Raw genomic sequence first — 17,479 nt, 5'->3', positions numbered from 1 at the left:
TTGACGCCCTCAGGCCCGCTGATAGTTTGACCATCGGATAAAATTCGCCGATCAGCTCAAACGCCAAATGGCCGTCTTGGCCATGGAGACCGTCATGTCGAACCGCCTGAACGCCACTCCCAACGACCTGCGCGCCTTCTGGATGCCCTTCACGTCGAACCGGCAGTTCAAGAAAGAACCACGCATGTTCGTCTCGGCGAAGGACATGCACTACAAGACGCATGACGGGCGCACCGTTCTCGACGGCACGGCCGGACTCTGGTGCGTTAATGCCGGGCACTGCCGCCCGCTGATCACCGAGGCCATCTGCCAACAGGCGGGCGAGCTTGATTACGCCCCTGCCTTCCAGCTCGGCCACCCCAAGGCGTTCGAGCTTGCCAACCGCCTCGTGGACATCGCGCCCGAGGGCTTCAACCATGTGCTCTACACGAACTCCGGCTCGGAATCGGTCGACACCGCTCTCAAGGTCGCACTGGCCTACCACCGGGTGAAGGGCGACGGCGCCCGTTCGCGCCTCATCGGCCGGGAGCGCGGCTATCACGGCGTTAATTTCGGCGGCATCTCCGTCGGCGGTATCGTCTCGAACCGCAAGATGTTCGGCACGCTGCTGAGCGGCGTCGATCACATGCCGCACACCCACATGCCGGACAAGAACGCCTTCACCAAGGGCGAGCCAGAGCATGGCGGCGATATCGCCACGGAACTCGAACGCATCGTCACCCTGCACGACGCCTCGACCATTGCCGCCGTCATCGTGGAGCCCGTGGCGGGGTCGACCGGCGTGCTCATCCCGCCGAAGGGCTACCTACAGAAGCTGCGCGAGATCTGCACCAAGCATGGCATCCTGCTGATCTTCGACGAAGTTATCACCGGCTACGGTCGTCTCGGCACGCCGTTCGCGGCACAGTATTTCGACGTCATGCCGGACATGATCGTGACGGCGAAGGGCCTGACGAACGGCGTCATCCCCATGGGCGCGGTTTTCGTAACGTCTGAGATCCACGACGCGTTCATGCAGGGCCCGGAACACATGATCGAGTTCTTCCATGGCTACACCTATTCCGGCAACCCGATCGCCTCGGCCGCCGCTATCGCCACGCTCGACACCTACCGTGACGAGGGCCTTCTCACACGCGCAGCCACGCTCGCACCCTATTGGGAAAACGCTCTGCACTCGCTGCGCGACTGCCCGCATGTCATCGACATCCGCAACATCGGCCTCATCGGCGCCATCGAACTCGCGCCGATTGCCGGCGAGCCGACGAAGCGCGCCTTCTCGGCCTTCCTCAAAGCCTATGAGAATGGCCTGTTGATCCGCACAACCGGCGACACGATTGCCTTGTCCCCGCCGCTGATCATAACCGAAGCCCAGATCGATGAGCTTGTTGCCGGCATCCGGCAGGTGCTCGAAAGCGGCATCTGAGCGATTTATCATCATCCCGTAGCAGCGAGCTGCTGCGGGACGCTGGAGGCCTTCCCGCGCTCCGCGTCGGGCCACCCTCTCTCGTGAGCATGAGCCTCGCCGACCATGAGCATACCCAAGCGCCACCCCTATGACTTCGACCCCACCTACGGCCTCGGGCTCAAGGAACTCCGCGCGATCCGACCGCCGCCGGAGGTGGAGGGGTTCGACGCCTTCTGGCAGGCGCGCTACCGCAAGGCGCTTGCCATAGACCCAAGCCCGAGCCTTACGCGCTCGGCAACGCGGCATCCAAGGTGGACCATCCACGATCTATCCTACACCTCGACGGACGGCTTCCGCATCGGCGGCTGGCTTCTCGTCCCCCAACACGGAAACGTGCGCCGCGGCCTCGTCGTCGGCCACGGCTATGGCGGACGCGATCAGCCCGATCTCGACCTGCCGGTCGAAGACACAGCTATCCTCTTTCCCTGCTTCCGCGGCCTTTCCCGCAGTTCGCGCGCGCCGATCTCGTCCGACCCCGCCTGGCACGTCCTGCACGATATCGACAAGCCGGACCGCTACATTATCGGCGGCTGCGTCGAAGACGTCTGGGTCGCCGTAACCGTGCTGAACACGCTCTTTCCCGGCACGAAAGGCCGTGTCGGCTACAGCGGCATCAGCCTCGGCGGCGGTATCGGCGCATTGGCCATACCCCATGACGACCGAATCGATCGGGGCCACCTCGTCGTTCCCACCTTCGGAAACCGGCCGCTCTGGCTCACGCTGCCCACTATCGGCAGCGCCCGCGCCGTGCAGGCCTATGGCCGCACGCACCCGGAGGTGCAGCAGACGCTGCGGTTCTTCGATGCGGCAAGCGCCGCCACCCGCATCACCGTACCCCTCCTCTGCGCCGTCGCACGTTTCGATCCCGCGGTCGCTCCGCCCTGCCAGTTCTCCGTTGCCAATGCGCTACCGATCAAGGATTGTAACGAAATCTTCATCCTGGATGCCGGGCATTTCGATTATCCTGGTCAGGCGGCGCAGTCCTCTGCGCTGATGGCAAAAGTCGGGAACCTCTTCGGGACACCATGAATCGCGAATATCTGCGCTGGTACAGTCCACGGCTCCATCGTGACATGGAATTGCTGGTGTTCGGGCATGCGGGCGCGAAGGTGCTGATGTTTCCGACACGCGAAGGTCGGTTCTGGGAATACGAGAAGCTCGGCCTCGTCGATACATTGGCGGACAAGGTCCGCGCCGGTCATCTCCAGCTCTTCTGCATCGAGGGGCTCGCGCGGGAGACCTTCTACGACCGCAGCCTCCATCCCGCCGACCGCATCCGCCGCCACAGGGCGCTGGAGGAATACGTCCTCAACGAAGTGCTGCCGCTCATGGCGCACAAGAATCCGTACGGCGCCACCATCGTGCAGGGCTGCAGCCTCGGTGCCTACCAGGCGGCCAGCCTCGTCTTCCGCCACCCGCATCTCTTTTCCAAGCTCGTCGCCTTTTCCGGCCGCTACGACCTGACGCTGGAGATCGAGAGCTTCTCGAACCTGCTCGACGGACATTATGACGACGAGGTCTATTTCCACACACCGACGCATTTCCTCCCCGGCCTCTCGCAGGACTGGCGGCTCGATCGGTTGAGGTCCGTGGACATCGTTCTGACCATCGGCAATGCCGACCCTTTCCTCGATAACAACCGGCATCTGAGCCAGTTGCTGAGCGAAAAGGGCGTCGGCCACCAGCTCCACATCTGGGACGGCCGTGCTCATCGCGGCCAGTCCTGGCGCAAGATGGCCGCGCTCTACATCTGACGGCCACGCGTACCGATCCAGAGCACCGGCGACAGGACAATTCGCACGCTACCCTTCCCCTGCCGGCTGCGCCCTCTATGATGTGCCTTGGTGCACCGCACCAGACATCACCAACCCATCATGCCGCTTATCGCCGCCAGAATCGGAGCTCCCATGTCCGCCTCCCTCTCCGACCGTATCGACCAGGGCACGGGCCGCGTCGCTGCCGACATCGTCCTCAAGAACGGCCGCTTCTTCGATCTCGTCACCGGCGAATGCATCGAATCCGACATCGCCCTCTGCGGCGACCGTATCGTCGGCACCTGCAGCAGCTATCAGGGCGTGGAGGAGATCGACATTTCCGGCCGCATCGTCGTGCCCGGCTTCATCGATACGCATCTGCACATCGAATCCTCGCTGGTCACACCCCACGAGTTCGACCGCTGCGTGCTCCCATATGGTGTGACGACCGCCATCTGCGACCCGCACGAGATCGCCAACGTGCTTGGCACCGAAGGCATCGAGTTCTTCCTCGAGAGCGCCCGCGAGACCATCATGGATATCCGCGTGCAGCTGTCGAGCTGCGTGCCGGCGACCCATCTGGAGACCTCCGGCGCCAACCTGCCGATCGAGGCGCTGCTGCCCTATCGGAACCATGAGAAGGTGATCGGCCTTGCCGAGTTCATGAACTTTCCGGGCGTCATCCACAAGGACCCCATCTGCCTCGCCAAGCTCGAAGCCTTCCAGGACGGCCATATCGACGGCCATGCCCCGCTGCTGCGCGGTCTCGACCTCAACGGCTATCTCGCAGCCGGTATCCGCACCGATCATGAATGCACGACGGCGGACGAAGCGCTGGAGAAGATCCGCAAGGGCATGCACATCCTCGTGCGCGAGGGCTCCGTGTCCAAAGACCTCCACGCCCTGATGCCGATCCTGACCGAGCGGCTGTCACCCTTTCTCGCGCTTTGCACCGACGATCGCAATCCGCTCGATATTGCTGAAGAGGGTCACCTCGACTACATGATCCGAGAGGCCATCGCCCACGGCGTGGACCCGCTCGTCGTCTATCGCGCCGCCTCCATCTCCGCCGCCCGCGCCTTCGGCCTGAGGGATCGCGGACTGGTGGCGCCCGGCTGGCGGGCCGATCTCGTGGTGGTGGATAGCCTTGCAAGCTGCAAGGCGCAGATGGTCTTCGCTGGCGGCCGCCGCGTGACCGATGCCCTCTTTACCACCCGTCGCCCTGTCGCACCCGTCGGCCTCGACAGCGTCAAGGCGGGCCACATCCACGCCGCCGCCTTCGCCGTTCCCTATACGGAGGGCGAGACGTCCGTCATCGGCGTTCTCCCGGGCAAGATCATCACCGAGCATCGTCGTTTCCAACTGCCGGCGGACGGCAACCAGACGGGCGTCGATCTGGGACACGATATCATCAAGGTCGCCGTCATCGAGCGCCACGGCGTCAACGGCAACCACGCCAACGGCTTCGTCCAGGGCTTCGGTCTCAAGAAGGGTGCCATCGCCTCGACGGTCGGGCACGACAGCCACAATATCTGCGTCGTCGGCGTCGATCCCGACGACATGGCACTCGCCGCCAATCGGCTTGGCGAGATCAAGGGCGGTTTCGTCGTGGTCGAAGACGGCGTCGTGACCGGCGAAATCGCTCTCCCCGTCGCAGGCCTGATGAGCCTCGAGCCCTATGAGAGCGTCCGCGACACCCTCCACCACCTGCGTCAGGCCGCCTTCGCTCTGGGCGCCACGTTGCAGGAACCCTTCCTGCAACTCGCTTTCCTGCCCCTGCCCGTGATCCCGCATCTGAAGATCTCGGATAAAGGGCTGGTGGATGTGGATCGGTTCGTTCTGATCGGGTGAAGGACGATCTTGGCAGAAACAGGCGCGTGTTCTAATCTTCGCGCAAAATCGGAGACCGTGATGAGCCGCCTCGAACATATCGAAAAATCGGTAACCGAGCTATCCGCCGAAGACCTCGCGGAGTTCACACGCTGGTTCGAAGACCTACAGGCAAAGCGCTGGGACGAGCGTTTCGAAACGGATGCAACATCCGGAAAGCTTGATGCGCTGGCAGATGCCGCCCTATCCGAGCTTTCCGCGGGACGAGCACGACGCCTTTGAAGCATCATGCAACCGCCGCGTTCTGGAAATGCTACGACGCACTTCCCGGGCATGTGAGAACGGTTGCGGATCGCAATTTCGATATCCTGAAGGGTGATCCTTTCCACCCCTCCCTCCATCTGAAGCAGGTGGGCCGCTTCTGGTCCGTTCGGGTCGGATCATCCTGGCGGGCCCTCGCCGTTAGAAACGGCGAAGACCTTGTCTGGTTCTGGATCGGCTCGCATGCCGATTATGACAAGCTTCTAGCCTGACACCCGCCCGCAAAAGGCATCCAGCGCCTCCAGCACGATCTCGCCGTTCTCAACCCGCGCCGTGTCAAATCCCGGCAAAGGCAGCGTCTCGGCGATGGTCATGCCCTTCGGCAGCGTCACGGTTTGCGGACCCCGGCGCAGGTTGAAGACGAAGAGAAGTTTGTCGCCGGCCTTCTCGCGGGTGAAAATCAAGATGTCCTGGTTGGTATCGAGAAAGGTCATCCCGCCATCGAAGAGTTCGGCATGCGCCTTGCGGAAGGCGAGCGTCGCGCGGTAGTGCGCGAGCACCGAGCCCGGGTCCGCATCCTGCCCATCGACGGCGATGGCCTTGTGCACATCCGGCACCGGCAGCCAGGGTTGCCCGGTGGAGAAGCCGCCGCTCTGACCGGCATTGTCCCACGGCATCGGCGTACGGCATCCGTCGCGGCCCTTGAAGGCCGGCCAGAAGCGGATGCCGTAGGGATCGCGCAGCTCGTGCAGTTCGAGTTCGGCTTCCGGCAGGGCCAACTCCTCCCCCTGATAGAGGCAGATGGAGCCGCGCAGCGTCGCAAGCACGGAGATCGCCAGCTTGCCGATCCGCTCCCGCTCGCTCTCGTTCTGGATGAAACGCGAGACGTGCCGCTGAACGTCGTGGTTGGAAAAGGCCCAGCAGACCCAGCCGTCCGTCACCGATTCCTGAAACGACGAGACGCAATGCTTGATATGGCTTGCCGTGAAGTCGGGTCCCAAGAGATCGAACGTATAGCACATATGCAGCTTGTCGCCGCCGCTGACATAGGCTGCCAGCGTCTTCAGCGACCGTCCGCCATCGCCGACTTCGCCGACAGCCGTGCGGTCGTCATATTCTTCCAGCAGCGCCCGGAAGCGCTTGAGGAAGCCGATATTCTCAGGCTGCGTCTTGTCGTAAAGATGGCTCTGCATACCATAGGGATTGACGTCGGGCGCATCGAGCCCCGGCCCGTCGTCGCCGAGCCCGAGCGGCGGGTTGTCGCGCAGTTCCTTGTCGTGAAAGTAGTAGTTGACCGTATCGAGCCGGAAGCCGTCCACGCCGCGCTCCAGCCAGAAACGAACCGTGTCAAGCACGGCCTCCTGTACATCTGGATTGTGGAAGTTCAGGTCCGGCTGTGAGCCGAGGAAGTTATGCAGGTAGTATTGCCGGCGCACGCCGTCCCATTCCCAGGCGGGGCCGCCGAAGATCGACAGCCAGTTGTTCGGCGCCGTCCCATCGGGTTTCGCATCCGCCCAGACATACCAGTCGGCACGCGCATTGTTGCGGCTCTCCCGGCTCTCCTTGAACCAGGGATGCTGGTCGGACGTGTGGGAAATGACCTGATCGATGATGATCTTGAGGCCGAGGCGATGCGCCTCCGCGAGCATCGTGTCGAAATCGGCCAGTGTTCCAAACATCGGATCGACATCGCAATAATCCGACACGTCGTAACCCATGTCGGCCATGGGCGAGGTGAAGAAGGGCGAGAGCCAGATGGCATCGACGCCGAGGCTCGCAATATGCGGCAGCCGCGCGGTGATGCCCGGCAGATCCCCGATCCCGTCTCCGTTCGTATCCTGGAACGAACGCGGATAGACCTGATAGATCACCGCGCCACGCCACCAGTCCGGGTTGGTCTTCGGGGAAGAGGCCATGGACGATTCCTTCTGAATGATGGGGACAGCCGATGTTCTAACGTTGGGCAATCGACGACGCAATGACGGGAGCTGCGCTTTCGGAGACAACCGCGGGAACGGCCCATGAATTAGCGGGCGAGAATGAGACAAGTCGCCTTGCCATCACCGCCTGCAGGCTTTATCCGGCAAAAGCAAAGAGGAGAACAGCGATGGCACGGCTTCTGGCGATCGGCGAATGCATGGTGGAACTCGGCGATGCCGGCAGCGGGCTGCTGCGCAAGGGCTTTGCCGGCGACACTTTGAACGCCGCCTATTATGCCCGGACCTACCTCCCCGCCGATATCGACGTCGCCTATCTCAGCGCCGTCGGCACCGATCTCCTTTCGCAGGAGATGCTCGCCTTTATCGAGGGCAAGGCCATCCTCACCGAGGACATCCGGCAGATCGAGGGTGCCGCCCCCGGCCTCTACATGATCCACCTCAGGGATGGCGAGCGCAGCTTCTCCTACTGGCGCTCGGCATCTGCCGCGCGAAAGCTCGCCGACGATGCCGCGCATCTGCGCGGCGCCATCGAGAAGGCCGACACCATCGTCTTCTCCGGCATCACGCTCGCCATCCTCTCGCCTGAAGCGCGCGAAACCTTGATCCTGGAACTGCGGCGCGCAAAGGCTTCGGGAAAGCGCGTCGTTTTCGACCCCAATATCCGGCCCCGGTTGTGGGAAGACGCGGCGACCCTGTGCTCCGTCGTTGAGGCCGGCGCCCGCGCCTCGACCGTCCTTCTGCCGAGCTTCGATGACGAGCAGGTGCATTTCGGCGATGCCAACCCCGAGGCGACGATCGCCCGCTACCGGCAGTGGGGCGCGGACATGGTCCTCGTCAAGAATGGCGGCGGAGATGCCCTTCTCTCCGCCGAAGGAAGCGACGTCGCGCGCATATCGCCGCCGAAGGTGGAGGCCGTGGTCGACACGACCAGCGCAGGCGACAGCTTCAACGGTGCGTTTCTGGCGAAAGTTCTGGCAGGCGTTGCCCCTGCCGAAGCCGCAGCCTTCGCCGCCCGCGTCGCCGCCGCCGTCATCGCCCATCACGGCGCGCTCGTACCCGTCGAGCATCTGCCGCAGGCGTGATAGCAGCGTGTATAACCAACGCCATCGCGTTCGCGTGAAAAGTCACGCGAACCGCTGAGGCTAAATATCGGGATAGACTCGCGAAATAACCGTATCGGACGACGCTATCGAAGAGGTCCGCATCGGAACGCCTCTAGGCGGCGTCCCGATGGAGCGACCTTCAGCGGCGCTTCTTGCCTTCGAACGGGTTCTCGGACGCCCTGAGGTGAATGCGGATCGGCACGCCCGGCAACTCGAAGTCGGCGCGCAGGCCGTTGGTCAGGTAGCGGATATAGCTCTCGGGCACCGAGTCCGGCCGCGTGCAGGAGATCATGAAGCCCGGCGGGCGAGCCTTGACCTGAGTCATATATTTCAGCTTGAGGCGACGGCCGGAGACGGCCGGTGGCGGGTGCTGCGTCTGCTGCGCATCAAGCCATTTGTTGAGCCGCGCCGTCGAGATACGGCGGTTCCAGACCTTGTCCGTGTCGATGATCGACTGCATCAGCTTGTCGAGCCCGTACCCGGTCTGTCCGGACATCGGCACGGCCCGGATGCCGCGGGCCTGCGGCAGCAGCCGCTCGGTCTTCTCGCGCAGCTCGGCGAGTAGCGCCTGCGGGTCCTCGACGAGGTCCCATTTGTTGAAGGCGAGAACGGCCGCGCGACCTTCGCGGATCACCAGATCGACCAGCTGCAGGTCCTGCTTTTCGAACGGGATGGTGGCATCGAAGACGATCACGACGGATTCGGCAAAGCGGATCGAGCGCAGGCTGTCGGCAACCGAGAGCTTTTCCAGCTTCTCCTGCACACGCGCCTTCTTGCGCATGCCGGCCGTGTCGAACATCTTGATCGTGCGGCCCCGCCAGTCCCATTCCACCGAGATGGAATCGCGCGTGATGCCGGCTTCCGGACCAGTCAGCAGACGATCCTCGCCGAGGAAGCGGTTGATCAGCGTCGACTTACCCGCATTCGGCCGCCCGATGATGGCGACGCGGAGTGGCTTGGTCTCGTCATAGGCCGGCTCTTCGTCATCGTCGCCTTCATCCGCCGTCTTGCGCAGGTCGACGTTCGTCTCGGCTTCGTCCACGACGGGCGGAAAGGCCCGCTCCTCGCCGATCGCCTCGACGATGGCATCGCGCAGATCGATCATGCCCTGGCCATGCTCGGCCGAAATCGGGCAGGGATCGCCGAGGCCGAGCGTGAAGGCATCATAGAAGCCGCCGTCGGAGCCCTTGGCTTCCGACTTGTTGGCGACCAGCACGACCGGCTTGCCGCGCCGCCGCAACAGGTCGGCCAGTGTCTGGTCGGCAGGCGTCAGGCCCGCCTTGGCATCGACCACGAACAGCGTCAGGTCGGCCTCGTCGATCGCGGCCTCCGTCTGCGCCCACATGCGGCCCTGCAGGGTCTCGGGGCCGGACTGCTCGAGGCCGGCCGTGTCGATGATGGTAAAGCGGAGATCGACGAGCTTCGCATCGCCCGGCCGCCGGTCGCGCGTCACGCCCGGGGTGTCATCGACCAGCGCCAGCTTCTTGCCAACAAGACGGTTGAAGAGCGTGGACTTGCCGACATTGGGGCGGCCGACGATGGCGACGGTGAAGTTCATCTCAAAAATCCTGTCGCGGCGTTCACGCCGCTGTACTGGCCGTAGCGCCGCCCGTCGTCATGACGGGCACTGGGCGTTGCGACCTCTCGGTTCATCCCGCAAGCCGCCCCGCGAGGGGCAGCGTCACGGGGTTCATGTCACTGCGTGGACGCCATGACGTCCAGAAGCATGCGCGCCCGGTTGGCAAGGCCGCGGGGTGCCTGGTTGTCGTCGACGATCTGCTGGAACCACTCTTTCGCCTTGGCCTTGTCGCCGGCCTTGAAGGCGGCGAGGCCCAGCGCTTCGCGGGCGGAGCTGCGCAGGCCGTTGCCGTCCACCGCCAGCTGTTCGGCTTCCGCCGCGACCTGCGCATAGGTGCCGGTATCGACCAGCAGATAAGCGGCACGGATGCGGGCTGCGTCCCGCATCGGCTGCACGATCGCATCGTTCTTCGAAATTTCGGTAAAGGCCGTGATGGCAGCCGCCGTATCGCCCTTCTGGGCCTTCAGCGTCGCCGCGCGCATCTGCGCCAGAACCGGATAGGCGCCATAACCGTCGGCTTCCAGCTTGTCGAAGGCGGCGAGCGCCTCGTCGGGCTTGTTGTCCTTGGCAAGCGTCAGGGCTGCCAGAAATTCATCGCCCGATGCGGAGGCCGAGGTCTCGTGCCAATAGTCGTAGGCGACCTTGCCGATCGTGCCGATGACGATGAGAATCGCGAGCATGGCAAGAATGCCGCCGAAGCGGAGCCAGACCGCCTTGACCTGCTCGGAGCGAAGCTCGTCATTGACCTCGCGGATGAAACTGTCGTTCTGATGCGCCATTCGGGTTCCGGCGGACCGGCCTTCTCTGCCATTTCTGTCAAAGCCGCGCTTCTAGCCTATTTCGCGCATATTGTAAGGGGGCAAGGCGAAATCGCGCCATTGTGAGCACCCTGCCCTCATAAATCCCCTCGAAAGCGTTTCACGACAGCGCGATCGGCGAGACGCCGATCAGCACCTCATGAAGCTTCAGAACGAAAAGGACATAAGCCAGAAGGCCGAGCGCGATCGCCATGACGTCGAAGCGCGGCGAGCGAAAGACCGGAAGCACATCCTCACCAGCCCTTGCGCGCCGCTTCAGCGAAATTCTGGCGATGACGCCCCAGGCAAGGAATGCGCCGAACAGCAGCACGGATGCCGTCTCTCCATTGGCCAGCAGATGCGCCAGCGCCCAGATTTTGATGGCGAGCACCTGCGGGTGCCGTGTCCTCACCGCAATCCGCCCGGCCGGGAGAAACCCGGCGGCGAGACAGATGAAGGCGGGCAACATGAGCAGCAGCGCCACATGCTTGAGGAACACCGGCGGCGCATAGAGCAGGCCGGTGACGGCCCGCGCCTGCCCGAAGCCCACCACGACAAGACAGAGACCGGCAAGGCTGACGAGCCCGTAGAGCACCATGAAGGTCGGCTTGCCCAACCGCGCGATGAGCGTTGCGCGCAGGCCGGGCACCACGATCCGCAGCAGATGCACGCCCAAGAGAACGACGATACCGAGAACCAGTAGTCCCATGGCTGCACCCCATCACTTTGTCACGCCGTCGCCCAACAGCTTCAGCCGCCCATAGACGGCACCCGAAAGGGTTAACAAAGATTTATGAAGCAAATCCGGGCATCTGCAACGCTTTTCTGATATGCTGCGCTCCGCACGCCTCGAAAGCCACTTTCCGTCGGTTTTTCCGCATTCTATGGCCTTTGGCTGTCACGGCTTCAAAGGATCGCCGCATTCCTGTCGCATGGGCGAGCGCCGATCGTCTCCATCCGGTCGCGCCGTGTTCAACATCTCTCTGCTGCGGGCCGACATCGCGCTCAGATCGCCACAGTCCGCAGCGGGCGCATCACGTCAGGTTTCCGCATGCACAAATCCTCCGCCCCCTTGGCCGCCCTCCTCCTCCTGCCGTCGATGACGCTGGCGCCGTCGGTCGTGCGGGCGGACCCGCCGCGCCCGGCAGCGCAAACCGCTCCCCCGTCACTGTCCACGAAGACACCATCGACATTCCAGCAACTCGTCATCATCTCGTTCGATGGCGCCCACGACAATCGCCTCTGGGAACGAAGCCTTGCCATGGCACCGAAGGTCGGGGCGCATTTCACCTATTTCCTCTCCTGCACCTTCCTGATGACGCGAGCCGAGGGCGGACGGTCCTACCGGCCGAGCGGCCACAAGGTCGGGGCGTCGAATGTCGGCTATGCCCAGAGCCGGGACGAGATCGCGACGCGCGTGCACCACATCTGGCAGGCCCATCAGGATGGCCACGACATCGGCAGCCATGGCTGCGGCCACTTCGACGGCAAGGACTGGAGCGAAAAGGACTGGAGTGCCGAATTCACCGCCTTCGATGCGGCACTCGACAATGGCTGGAAAGCCGCCGGCATCAGCGCCGAAGAGCCGGACGGCTGGCGCAGCATGATCGACGGCATCAAGGGGTTTCGCGCGCCCTACCTTTCGACCAGCGCCGGCCTCGTTCCGGCCGAACGAAAGGCGGGCCTCTCCTACGACGCCAGCCTCGTGACGAAGGGACCGGCCTGGCCGACGCCGGAAGACGGCATCCAGCGCTTCGGCCTGCCGCTGATCCCCGAAGGCCCGACCGGCCGCCGCGTCATCGGTATGGATTACAACCTCTTCGTCCGCCACTCGATGGGCGTGGAAAACCGCAAGGACAGCGCCACTTTCGAGCAGCGTACGCTCAAGGCCTATCGCGATGCATTTGCCACCCAGTACGACGGTAACCGCATCCCCTTGCAGCTCGGCTTCCACTTCGTGGAAATGAACGGCGGCGCCTACTGGCGCGCTCTGGAAACCTTCCTCACCGAAACGTGCCGGAAGTCCGACGTCGCCTGCGTCAGCTATGCGCAGGCCCTACCTCTGATCGAGGCACGAAAAAAGGCGGATCCCTCCGCCTTCTGATCGTGATGGGTAAAGACGGATTTCACGGCTGCGCGGGGTTCACGTCTTCCTCGTTCCGGGCCTGCAGATAGCGCTGATCGATCTCCGGCAACGGCTCGCCCTCGATGGCCGATTCGAAGGCGCGGAGACGCTTGTAGATCGACAGAAGCTCGACGATCGTCGTCCACGAGTTCACCAGATACTGGAATGATTCCCGAACCTGCCCGAAGACGTTCTGGATCTGGTTGAGCACACCGAGCGAGAGTTTGCCCGCGATGATGGACGGCACGAGCACGAACGTCCCGAACAGGTTGTCCGCCTGCAGGTAGAAGATGCGGGCGACGTTGAAGTACATGTAGTGGAAATACAACCTGAAGTAATTGCGGCGGACATTGGCGAAAAGTTGCATAACCGTAATCGGATCGGCGCGATCTGGATCGTCCTCCCCATAAACCAGTTCTTTACGATAAGCCGCCTCGACACGCTGGTTGCGGAACTCAAGCCCGGGCAGCTTGATACCGACAGCGGCCAGAAACACCGTGCCGAACAAGGACCAGCAGATCGCCGCCCAGACCAGAGCATGCGGCACCTCGCCGATGAAGGGCAGTTCGGTGACCGTGGCGGAGAATTTGAACAGGATGGGCATGAAGGCGATCAGCGTCATGACGGAGCTGACGAGATTGACGCCAAGCCCTTCCATGGTTCGTGAAAACCGCATCGTGTCATCCTGAACACGCTGCGAGGCGCCTTCGATGTGTCTCAGCTTGTCCCAATGCGACATGTAGAAATCGTTCATCGCCGTGCGCCAGCGGAAAACATAGTGGCTGACGAAAAACAGGTTCAGAACACCCACCGTGACGGCAACGAAAGCAATGCCGGCAAAGCCGATCATGCCCATGTAGAGCTGGTCGGCCGTTACCGGAGCCGTGCGTGCCAACGCCTGCTGGATGAGGTCATAGAAGGGGCCGTACCAGGCGTTGATGGAGACGCCGACCTGGACGGAGAAATAGGTGTTGAACATGATCAGTGCGGAACCGAGGATAGACCAGTTCTGCCAGCGATGCGGGCGATAGGTATACCAGAAGGCAGCGAAGAGGCCGACCATGATCGCATAGTAGATATAGAACCAAAGGAACGGCGGCGACCAGAAGACGGACACGCCGATCACCGGTTCCGTTCCCGGAGGCAGCGGAGGTAGACCGATCAGCCCACCGAACGCGCTTCCCCCCGCATACCATGCGGCAATCGCGAGCATGGTCCATATGACAACAGACGGGAAGAAGTATCGTGGGTAGGGGAAAAAGGAGACAAACAAATCGAGCGCCTTCAGCTTGATGCAACGACGTCATTCGCGCGGGAAGCGCGAAACCGGCGCGAACCTAGGCCAAATGCCGTCTCATCACAATCACGCCTTGGAAAGGTTACGTTTATTTAATCCGTAGCGTCTCAAAGCCCCGATGCCATGCGGATACCCCGGCGCTCGGCAAAGATGATGATCGCGCAGAGGATGAGGACGCCGCTGGCGATGAGCGTCGGCAGAGTAAAGCTGCCGGTGGTGCCGGCAAGCCAGCCGGCGACGAGCGGTCCAATGATTTGCCCGATGCCGAAGGCGGCGGTCATGACCGCGAGCGCGCGCCTCTGGCTGGCCGGCGCCAGGGCCCGGCCGATCTGCAGGCCGAAGGCCGTAATCATGATGAAGGTGGCGCCCAGCAGCAGGCCGCCGGCAAGAGGTGCTGCCGGAAACGGCAGAACCACGGTGAGGATGAGGCCGAGCGCCTCCACCACGAGGCCGATGAGATAGACGCCGACGATGCCGAAGCGCGGCACCGCCTTCCGCCAGGCGGCAACGGAGGCCGCAGCACTCAGGCCCGTGACGAGCCAGGAGAGAAACTCGATCGTGTGATCCACCGCACCCGCACGCGCCATGGCAACGAGAAAGGTCGCCGTGATGACGTAGCCGAAGCCGAACAGGCCGTAGGTCAGCGTCAAGGCCGTAAACGGCCGCGTCCAGACGAGCGGCGGCTCGGCAACGCTCGCGCTCGCGGTGCTCGTCGGCCCATCCGGCAGCAGCAGCGCCACGCAGGCGGTGCCGAGCAGAGCGAGGAATGCCCCCGCAAACCAGGCCTCCCGCCAGTTCGCCAAAGCTTCGCCTTGGCCCGACGGCAGCAGCCAGACCATGAGCGACGACGCGGCGATGCCGAGCCCGACGCCTGCAAAATGCAGGGATTGCACATGGGTATTGCCGGCGGCCGCCCCCCGGGTCAGCACGATCTGGGAGATCATGATCATGGTGAAGGCGCTGGCCATGCCGGCAAGAAACCGGATCAGCGCGAACATCGCCACAGAGGTCGTCAACCCCATGGCGCAGAGCAGCACGGTGGTCGCGACCAGCATGCCGAGCCCGATCACCCGCTCCCGCCCCTGCGCAAAAGACAGGCCGGCAAGCACGGCACCGAGCAGATATCCGACGAAATTGGCGGCCGCGATCACCCCGGCCTGCCCCGGCGTCAGCGGAATATCCAGCATCATGCCGGGCAGGATGGGCGTGTAGGAGAACCGGCCGAAGCCCATGGCGACCGCCATCGCGATCGCGCCGGCCATTGCCGTCGCCAGAAGCCGAAGGCCGGATGTGCGCGTGGTGGGCATCAGCCTGGCAGCGTGACGACGAGAGGACCGTTGCGGGTCACGACCACGGTGTGCTCGTACTGCACGGTCGGCGCGCGCGGCTCGCTGTAGAGCGTCCACGCATCGTCGCCGCCTTCGGCATATTGCGCGCCCATCGACAGGAAGGGCTCGATGGTGAACACCATCCCGTCTTCCATGCGCCGCTTCTCGTGCTTGTCCGGCCAGGTGGAGATTTCGGTCGGCTCCTCGTGCAATGAGCGCCCGACGCCATGGCTGGCGAGGTTGGAAATCAGCGTGTAGCGGTTCTTGCGGGCAAAGGCGCCGATGGCATTGCCGATAGCGGCGAGCGGCTTGCCCGCCTTGACCTCGTTCAGCCCCACCCACATGGCGCGCTTGCCATCCCGGCAGAGCCGCTCCGTCGCCCGCGAGATGGGCGGCACGGCAAAGGACGCGCCAGTATCGGCAAACAGCCCGCCCTTCTCCGCGGACACATCGATATTGACCAGATCTCCGGCCGCAATCACCCGCGCGCCCGGAATGCCATGCGCGACCTCCTCGTTGACACTGATGCAGGTGGCGCCGGGGAAACGATAGGAAAGCTCCGGTGCCGACTGCGCACCCTCCGCCTCCAGGGCCTTGCGGCCAATGAGATCGAGCTCCGCCGTGGTCATGCCCGGTTCCAGGGCGGCGCCCATGATCTGCAGCGCATTGGCGCAGATCCGGCCGATCTCCTTCAGGCGTTCGAGATCGTCGGCGTTTTCAAGTGTCATGGTCGTTCGTATCCGAAGGCTGGTGCGGTGCAGCGGGGAACGAGGCCCCGGTGCGCCGGTCAAAAAGCAAACCTATGTACTCCGCTTCTCGCACGCAAGGAAGCCGGGCGGTTCGCAGGGATCGACACGCTGTCTCAGACGGCGCTGGCCGCCCGCGCCGCGTCCTCGGCGATGACAGCGCGAACCAGCGGCGCGACCTTCGTGCCGTAAAGCTCGATCCCGCGCATGATCTGGTCGTGCGGCATGGGGCCGATTGCCATCTGCAGCAGGAAGCGATCGTTTCGGAAGATCCGGTGATGCTTGATGATCTTTTCGGCGACCGTCTCGGAATCGCCCAGAAACAGATTGCCGCGTGGGCCGATCGCCTGGTCGAAATGCGCCCGGTTGGTCGGCCCCCAGCCGCGCTCGCGGCCGATCCTGTCCATCACCTCGGCCTGCGGGCCGTAGAACTGGTCGGCAGCCGCCTGCGTCGTATCGGCGATGAAGCCGTGAACGTTGATGCTGGTCTTCAGCCCCGTTGCCGGTTGCCCGGCGCGCCGCGCGGCCTCGCGGTAGAGATCGAACAGCGGCGCATAGCGCGCCGGCTCGCCCCCGATGATCGCCAGCGCCACCGGCAGGCCGAGCGCACCCGCCCGCGCAACGGACTGCGGCGTGCCCCCGACGGCCACCCACAGCGGCAGCGGCGCCTGCAGCGGTCGCGGATAGACGCCGCGATCGTGCAGGGCTGCCCGCTTCTCGCCCTCCCAGGTCACGATCTCGCCGCTGCGCAGCGCCATCAAGAGGTCCAGCTTCTCGGAAAACAGGTCATCGTAATCTTCCAGCGGATAGCCGAACAGCGGAAACGATTCGATGAAGGAGCCGCGCCCCGCCATGATCTCCGCCCGCCCGCCGGAGAGAAGATCGAGCGTCGCGAACTGCTGGAACACACGCACCGGGTCGTCCGACGACAAAACGGTCACAGCACTGCTCAGCCGGATGCGGCTGGTGCGGGTAGCTGCCGCCGCCAGCACCACGGCCGGGGACGAAACCACATAATCGACACGGTGATGCTCCCCGAGGCCGAAGACGTCGAGGCCGACCTGATCGGCCAGTTCGATTTCTTCGAGCAGGTTCTTCAGCCGCCGCTCGCCCTCGCGGCCCTTGTCAGCGGCTTTGGGATCGACATCGCCGAAAGTGTAAAGACCGAGTTCCATGATGTGCCTGTCCTGATGAAGCTGTTTTCCCACACATAAACATGGCGAGCGCGCTTTCCCACCGCCGAAGGCGTAAACG

16 protein-coding genes are annotated in these 17,479 nt (G+C 63.7%); 8 read left to right on the top strand and 8 right to left on the bottom strand.

The window, feature by feature from the left end; all coding sequences use genetic code 11:
- The first annotated feature begins 94 nt into the window (after window positions 1-94).
- From C8J33_RS01220 to C8J33_RS01195, 6 genes are all read left to right on the top strand, one after another.
- Entirely contained in the window at window positions 95-1,423 is a 1,329-nt protein-coding gene (locus C8J33_RS01220; RefSeq protein ID WP_110799501.1) for an aspartate aminotransferase family protein, read from the top strand.
- A gap of 105 nt (window positions 1,424-1,528) precedes the next feature.
- Window positions 1,529-2,494 carry an acetylxylan esterase gene (locus tag C8J33_RS01215; RefSeq protein ID WP_132662782.1) on the top strand — a complete coding sequence of 322 codons (966 nt, stop codon included), beginning with the start codon at window positions 1,529-1,531 and terminating at the stop codon, window positions 2,492-2,494.
- Window positions 2,491-3,219, top strand: coding sequence for an esterase family protein (locus C8J33_RS01210; protein ID WP_132662781.1), 729 nt, complete (start codon window positions 2,491-2,493; stop codon window positions 3,217-3,219). Before C8J33_RS01215 ends, C8J33_RS01210 begins: the two co-directional genes overlap by 4 nt.
- A gap of 153 nt (window positions 3,220-3,372) precedes the next feature.
- Window positions 3,373-5,070, top strand: a complete 1,698-nt coding sequence (ade, locus tag C8J33_RS01205; RefSeq protein WP_132662780.1) for an adenine deaminase — start codon at window positions 3,373-3,375, stop codon at window positions 5,068-5,070.
- A gap of 60 nt (window positions 5,071-5,130) precedes the next feature.
- Window positions 5,131-5,331 carry a hypothetical protein gene (locus tag C8J33_RS01200; RefSeq protein WP_132447681.1) on the top strand — a complete coding sequence of 67 codons (201 nt, stop codon included), beginning with the start codon at window positions 5,131-5,133 and terminating at the stop codon, window positions 5,329-5,331.
- Entirely contained in the window at window positions 5,328-5,582 is a 255-nt protein-coding gene (locus C8J33_RS01195) for a hypothetical protein (protein WP_110799371.1), read from the top strand. The genes C8J33_RS01200 and C8J33_RS01195 overlap by 4 nt, the downstream gene beginning before the upstream one ends.
- Here C8J33_RS01195 and C8J33_RS01190 read toward each other — a convergent pair.
- Window positions 5,574-7,226: an alpha-glucosidase gene (locus tag C8J33_RS01190; RefSeq protein ID WP_132662779.1), complete on the bottom strand. Its 1,653-nt coding sequence runs from the start codon at window positions 7,224-7,226 to the stop codon at window positions 5,574-5,576. The genes C8J33_RS01195 and C8J33_RS01190 overlap by 9 nt on opposite strands.
- A gap of 191 nt (window positions 7,227-7,417) precedes the next feature.
- Between C8J33_RS01190 and C8J33_RS01185 the strand changes: the two genes are divergently transcribed.
- Window positions 7,418-8,332 (top strand): sugar kinase, encoded by a 915-nt coding sequence (locus C8J33_RS01185; RefSeq protein WP_132662777.1) that lies wholly within the window; start codon window positions 7,418-7,420, stop codon window positions 8,330-8,332.
- Window positions 8,333-8,492: 160 nt separating this feature from the next.
- Here the strand turns inward: C8J33_RS01185 and der are convergent, their stop codons facing one another.
- The 3 genes from der to C8J33_RS01170 all read right to left on the bottom strand — a co-directional run bounded on the left by der (window position 8,493) and on the right by C8J33_RS01170 (window position 11,438).
- A complete protein-coding gene (gene der / locus C8J33_RS01180; protein ID WP_110799374.1) occupies window positions 8,493-9,911 on the bottom strand; it encodes a ribosome biogenesis GTPase Der in 1,419 nt (472 codons plus the stop codon).
- A 137-nt stretch (window positions 9,912-10,048) separates the two neighbouring features.
- The gene (locus C8J33_RS01175) at window positions 10,049-10,711 is read right to left on the bottom strand and encodes a tetratricopeptide repeat protein (protein ID WP_132662776.1); all 663 of its coding nucleotides are present in this window, start codon (window positions 10,709-10,711) and stop codon (window positions 10,049-10,051) included.
- 139 nt (window positions 10,712-10,850) lie between these two features.
- Window positions 10,851-11,438, bottom strand: a complete 588-nt coding sequence (locus tag C8J33_RS01170; protein ID WP_132662775.1) for an NnrU family protein — start codon at window positions 11,436-11,438, stop codon at window positions 10,851-10,853.
- Between the two features lie 363 nt (window positions 11,439-11,801).
- Between C8J33_RS01170 and C8J33_RS01165 the strand changes: the two genes are divergently transcribed.
- Window positions 11,802-12,833, top strand: coding sequence for a polysaccharide deacetylase (locus tag C8J33_RS01165; RefSeq protein ID WP_422038020.1), 1,032 nt, complete (start codon window positions 11,802-11,804; stop codon window positions 12,831-12,833).
- 22 nt (window positions 12,834-12,855) lie between these two features.
- Here C8J33_RS01165 and sbmA read toward each other — a convergent pair whose 3' ends face one another.
- From sbmA to C8J33_RS01145, 4 genes are all read right to left on the bottom strand, one after another.
- Window positions 12,856-14,127, bottom strand: a complete 1,272-nt coding sequence (gene sbmA / locus C8J33_RS01160; RefSeq protein WP_110733855.1) for a peptide antibiotic transporter SbmA — start codon at window positions 14,125-14,127, stop codon at window positions 12,856-12,858.
- Between the two features lie 131 nt (window positions 14,128-14,258).
- Entirely contained in the window at window positions 14,259-15,458 is a 1,200-nt protein-coding gene (locus C8J33_RS01155; RefSeq protein WP_245507032.1) for a YbfB/YjiJ family MFS transporter, read from the bottom strand.
- Window positions 15,458-16,207 carry a type I methionyl aminopeptidase gene (gene map / locus C8J33_RS01150; RefSeq protein WP_110728375.1) on the bottom strand — a complete coding sequence of 250 codons (750 nt, stop codon included), beginning with the start codon at window positions 16,205-16,207 and terminating at the stop codon, window positions 15,458-15,460. The genes C8J33_RS01155 and map overlap by 1 nt, the downstream gene beginning before the upstream one ends.
- Before the next feature lie 134 nt (window positions 16,208-16,341).
- Window positions 16,342-17,400 carry an LLM class flavin-dependent oxidoreductase gene (locus tag C8J33_RS01145; RefSeq protein ID WP_132662772.1) on the bottom strand — a complete coding sequence of 353 codons (1,059 nt, stop codon included), beginning with the start codon at window positions 17,398-17,400 and terminating at the stop codon, window positions 16,342-16,344.
- Between the last annotated feature and the right edge of the window lie 79 nt (window positions 17,401-17,479).

Source organism: Rhizobium sp. PP-CC-3G-465 (assembly GCF_004343445.1).
GTDB lineage: Bacteria > Pseudomonadota > Alphaproteobacteria > Rhizobiales > Rhizobiaceae > Ferranicluibacter > Ferranicluibacter rubi.
Note: the sequence above shows the minus strand (reverse complement) of the source record. Positions and strands in the feature narration are given on the sequence as shown.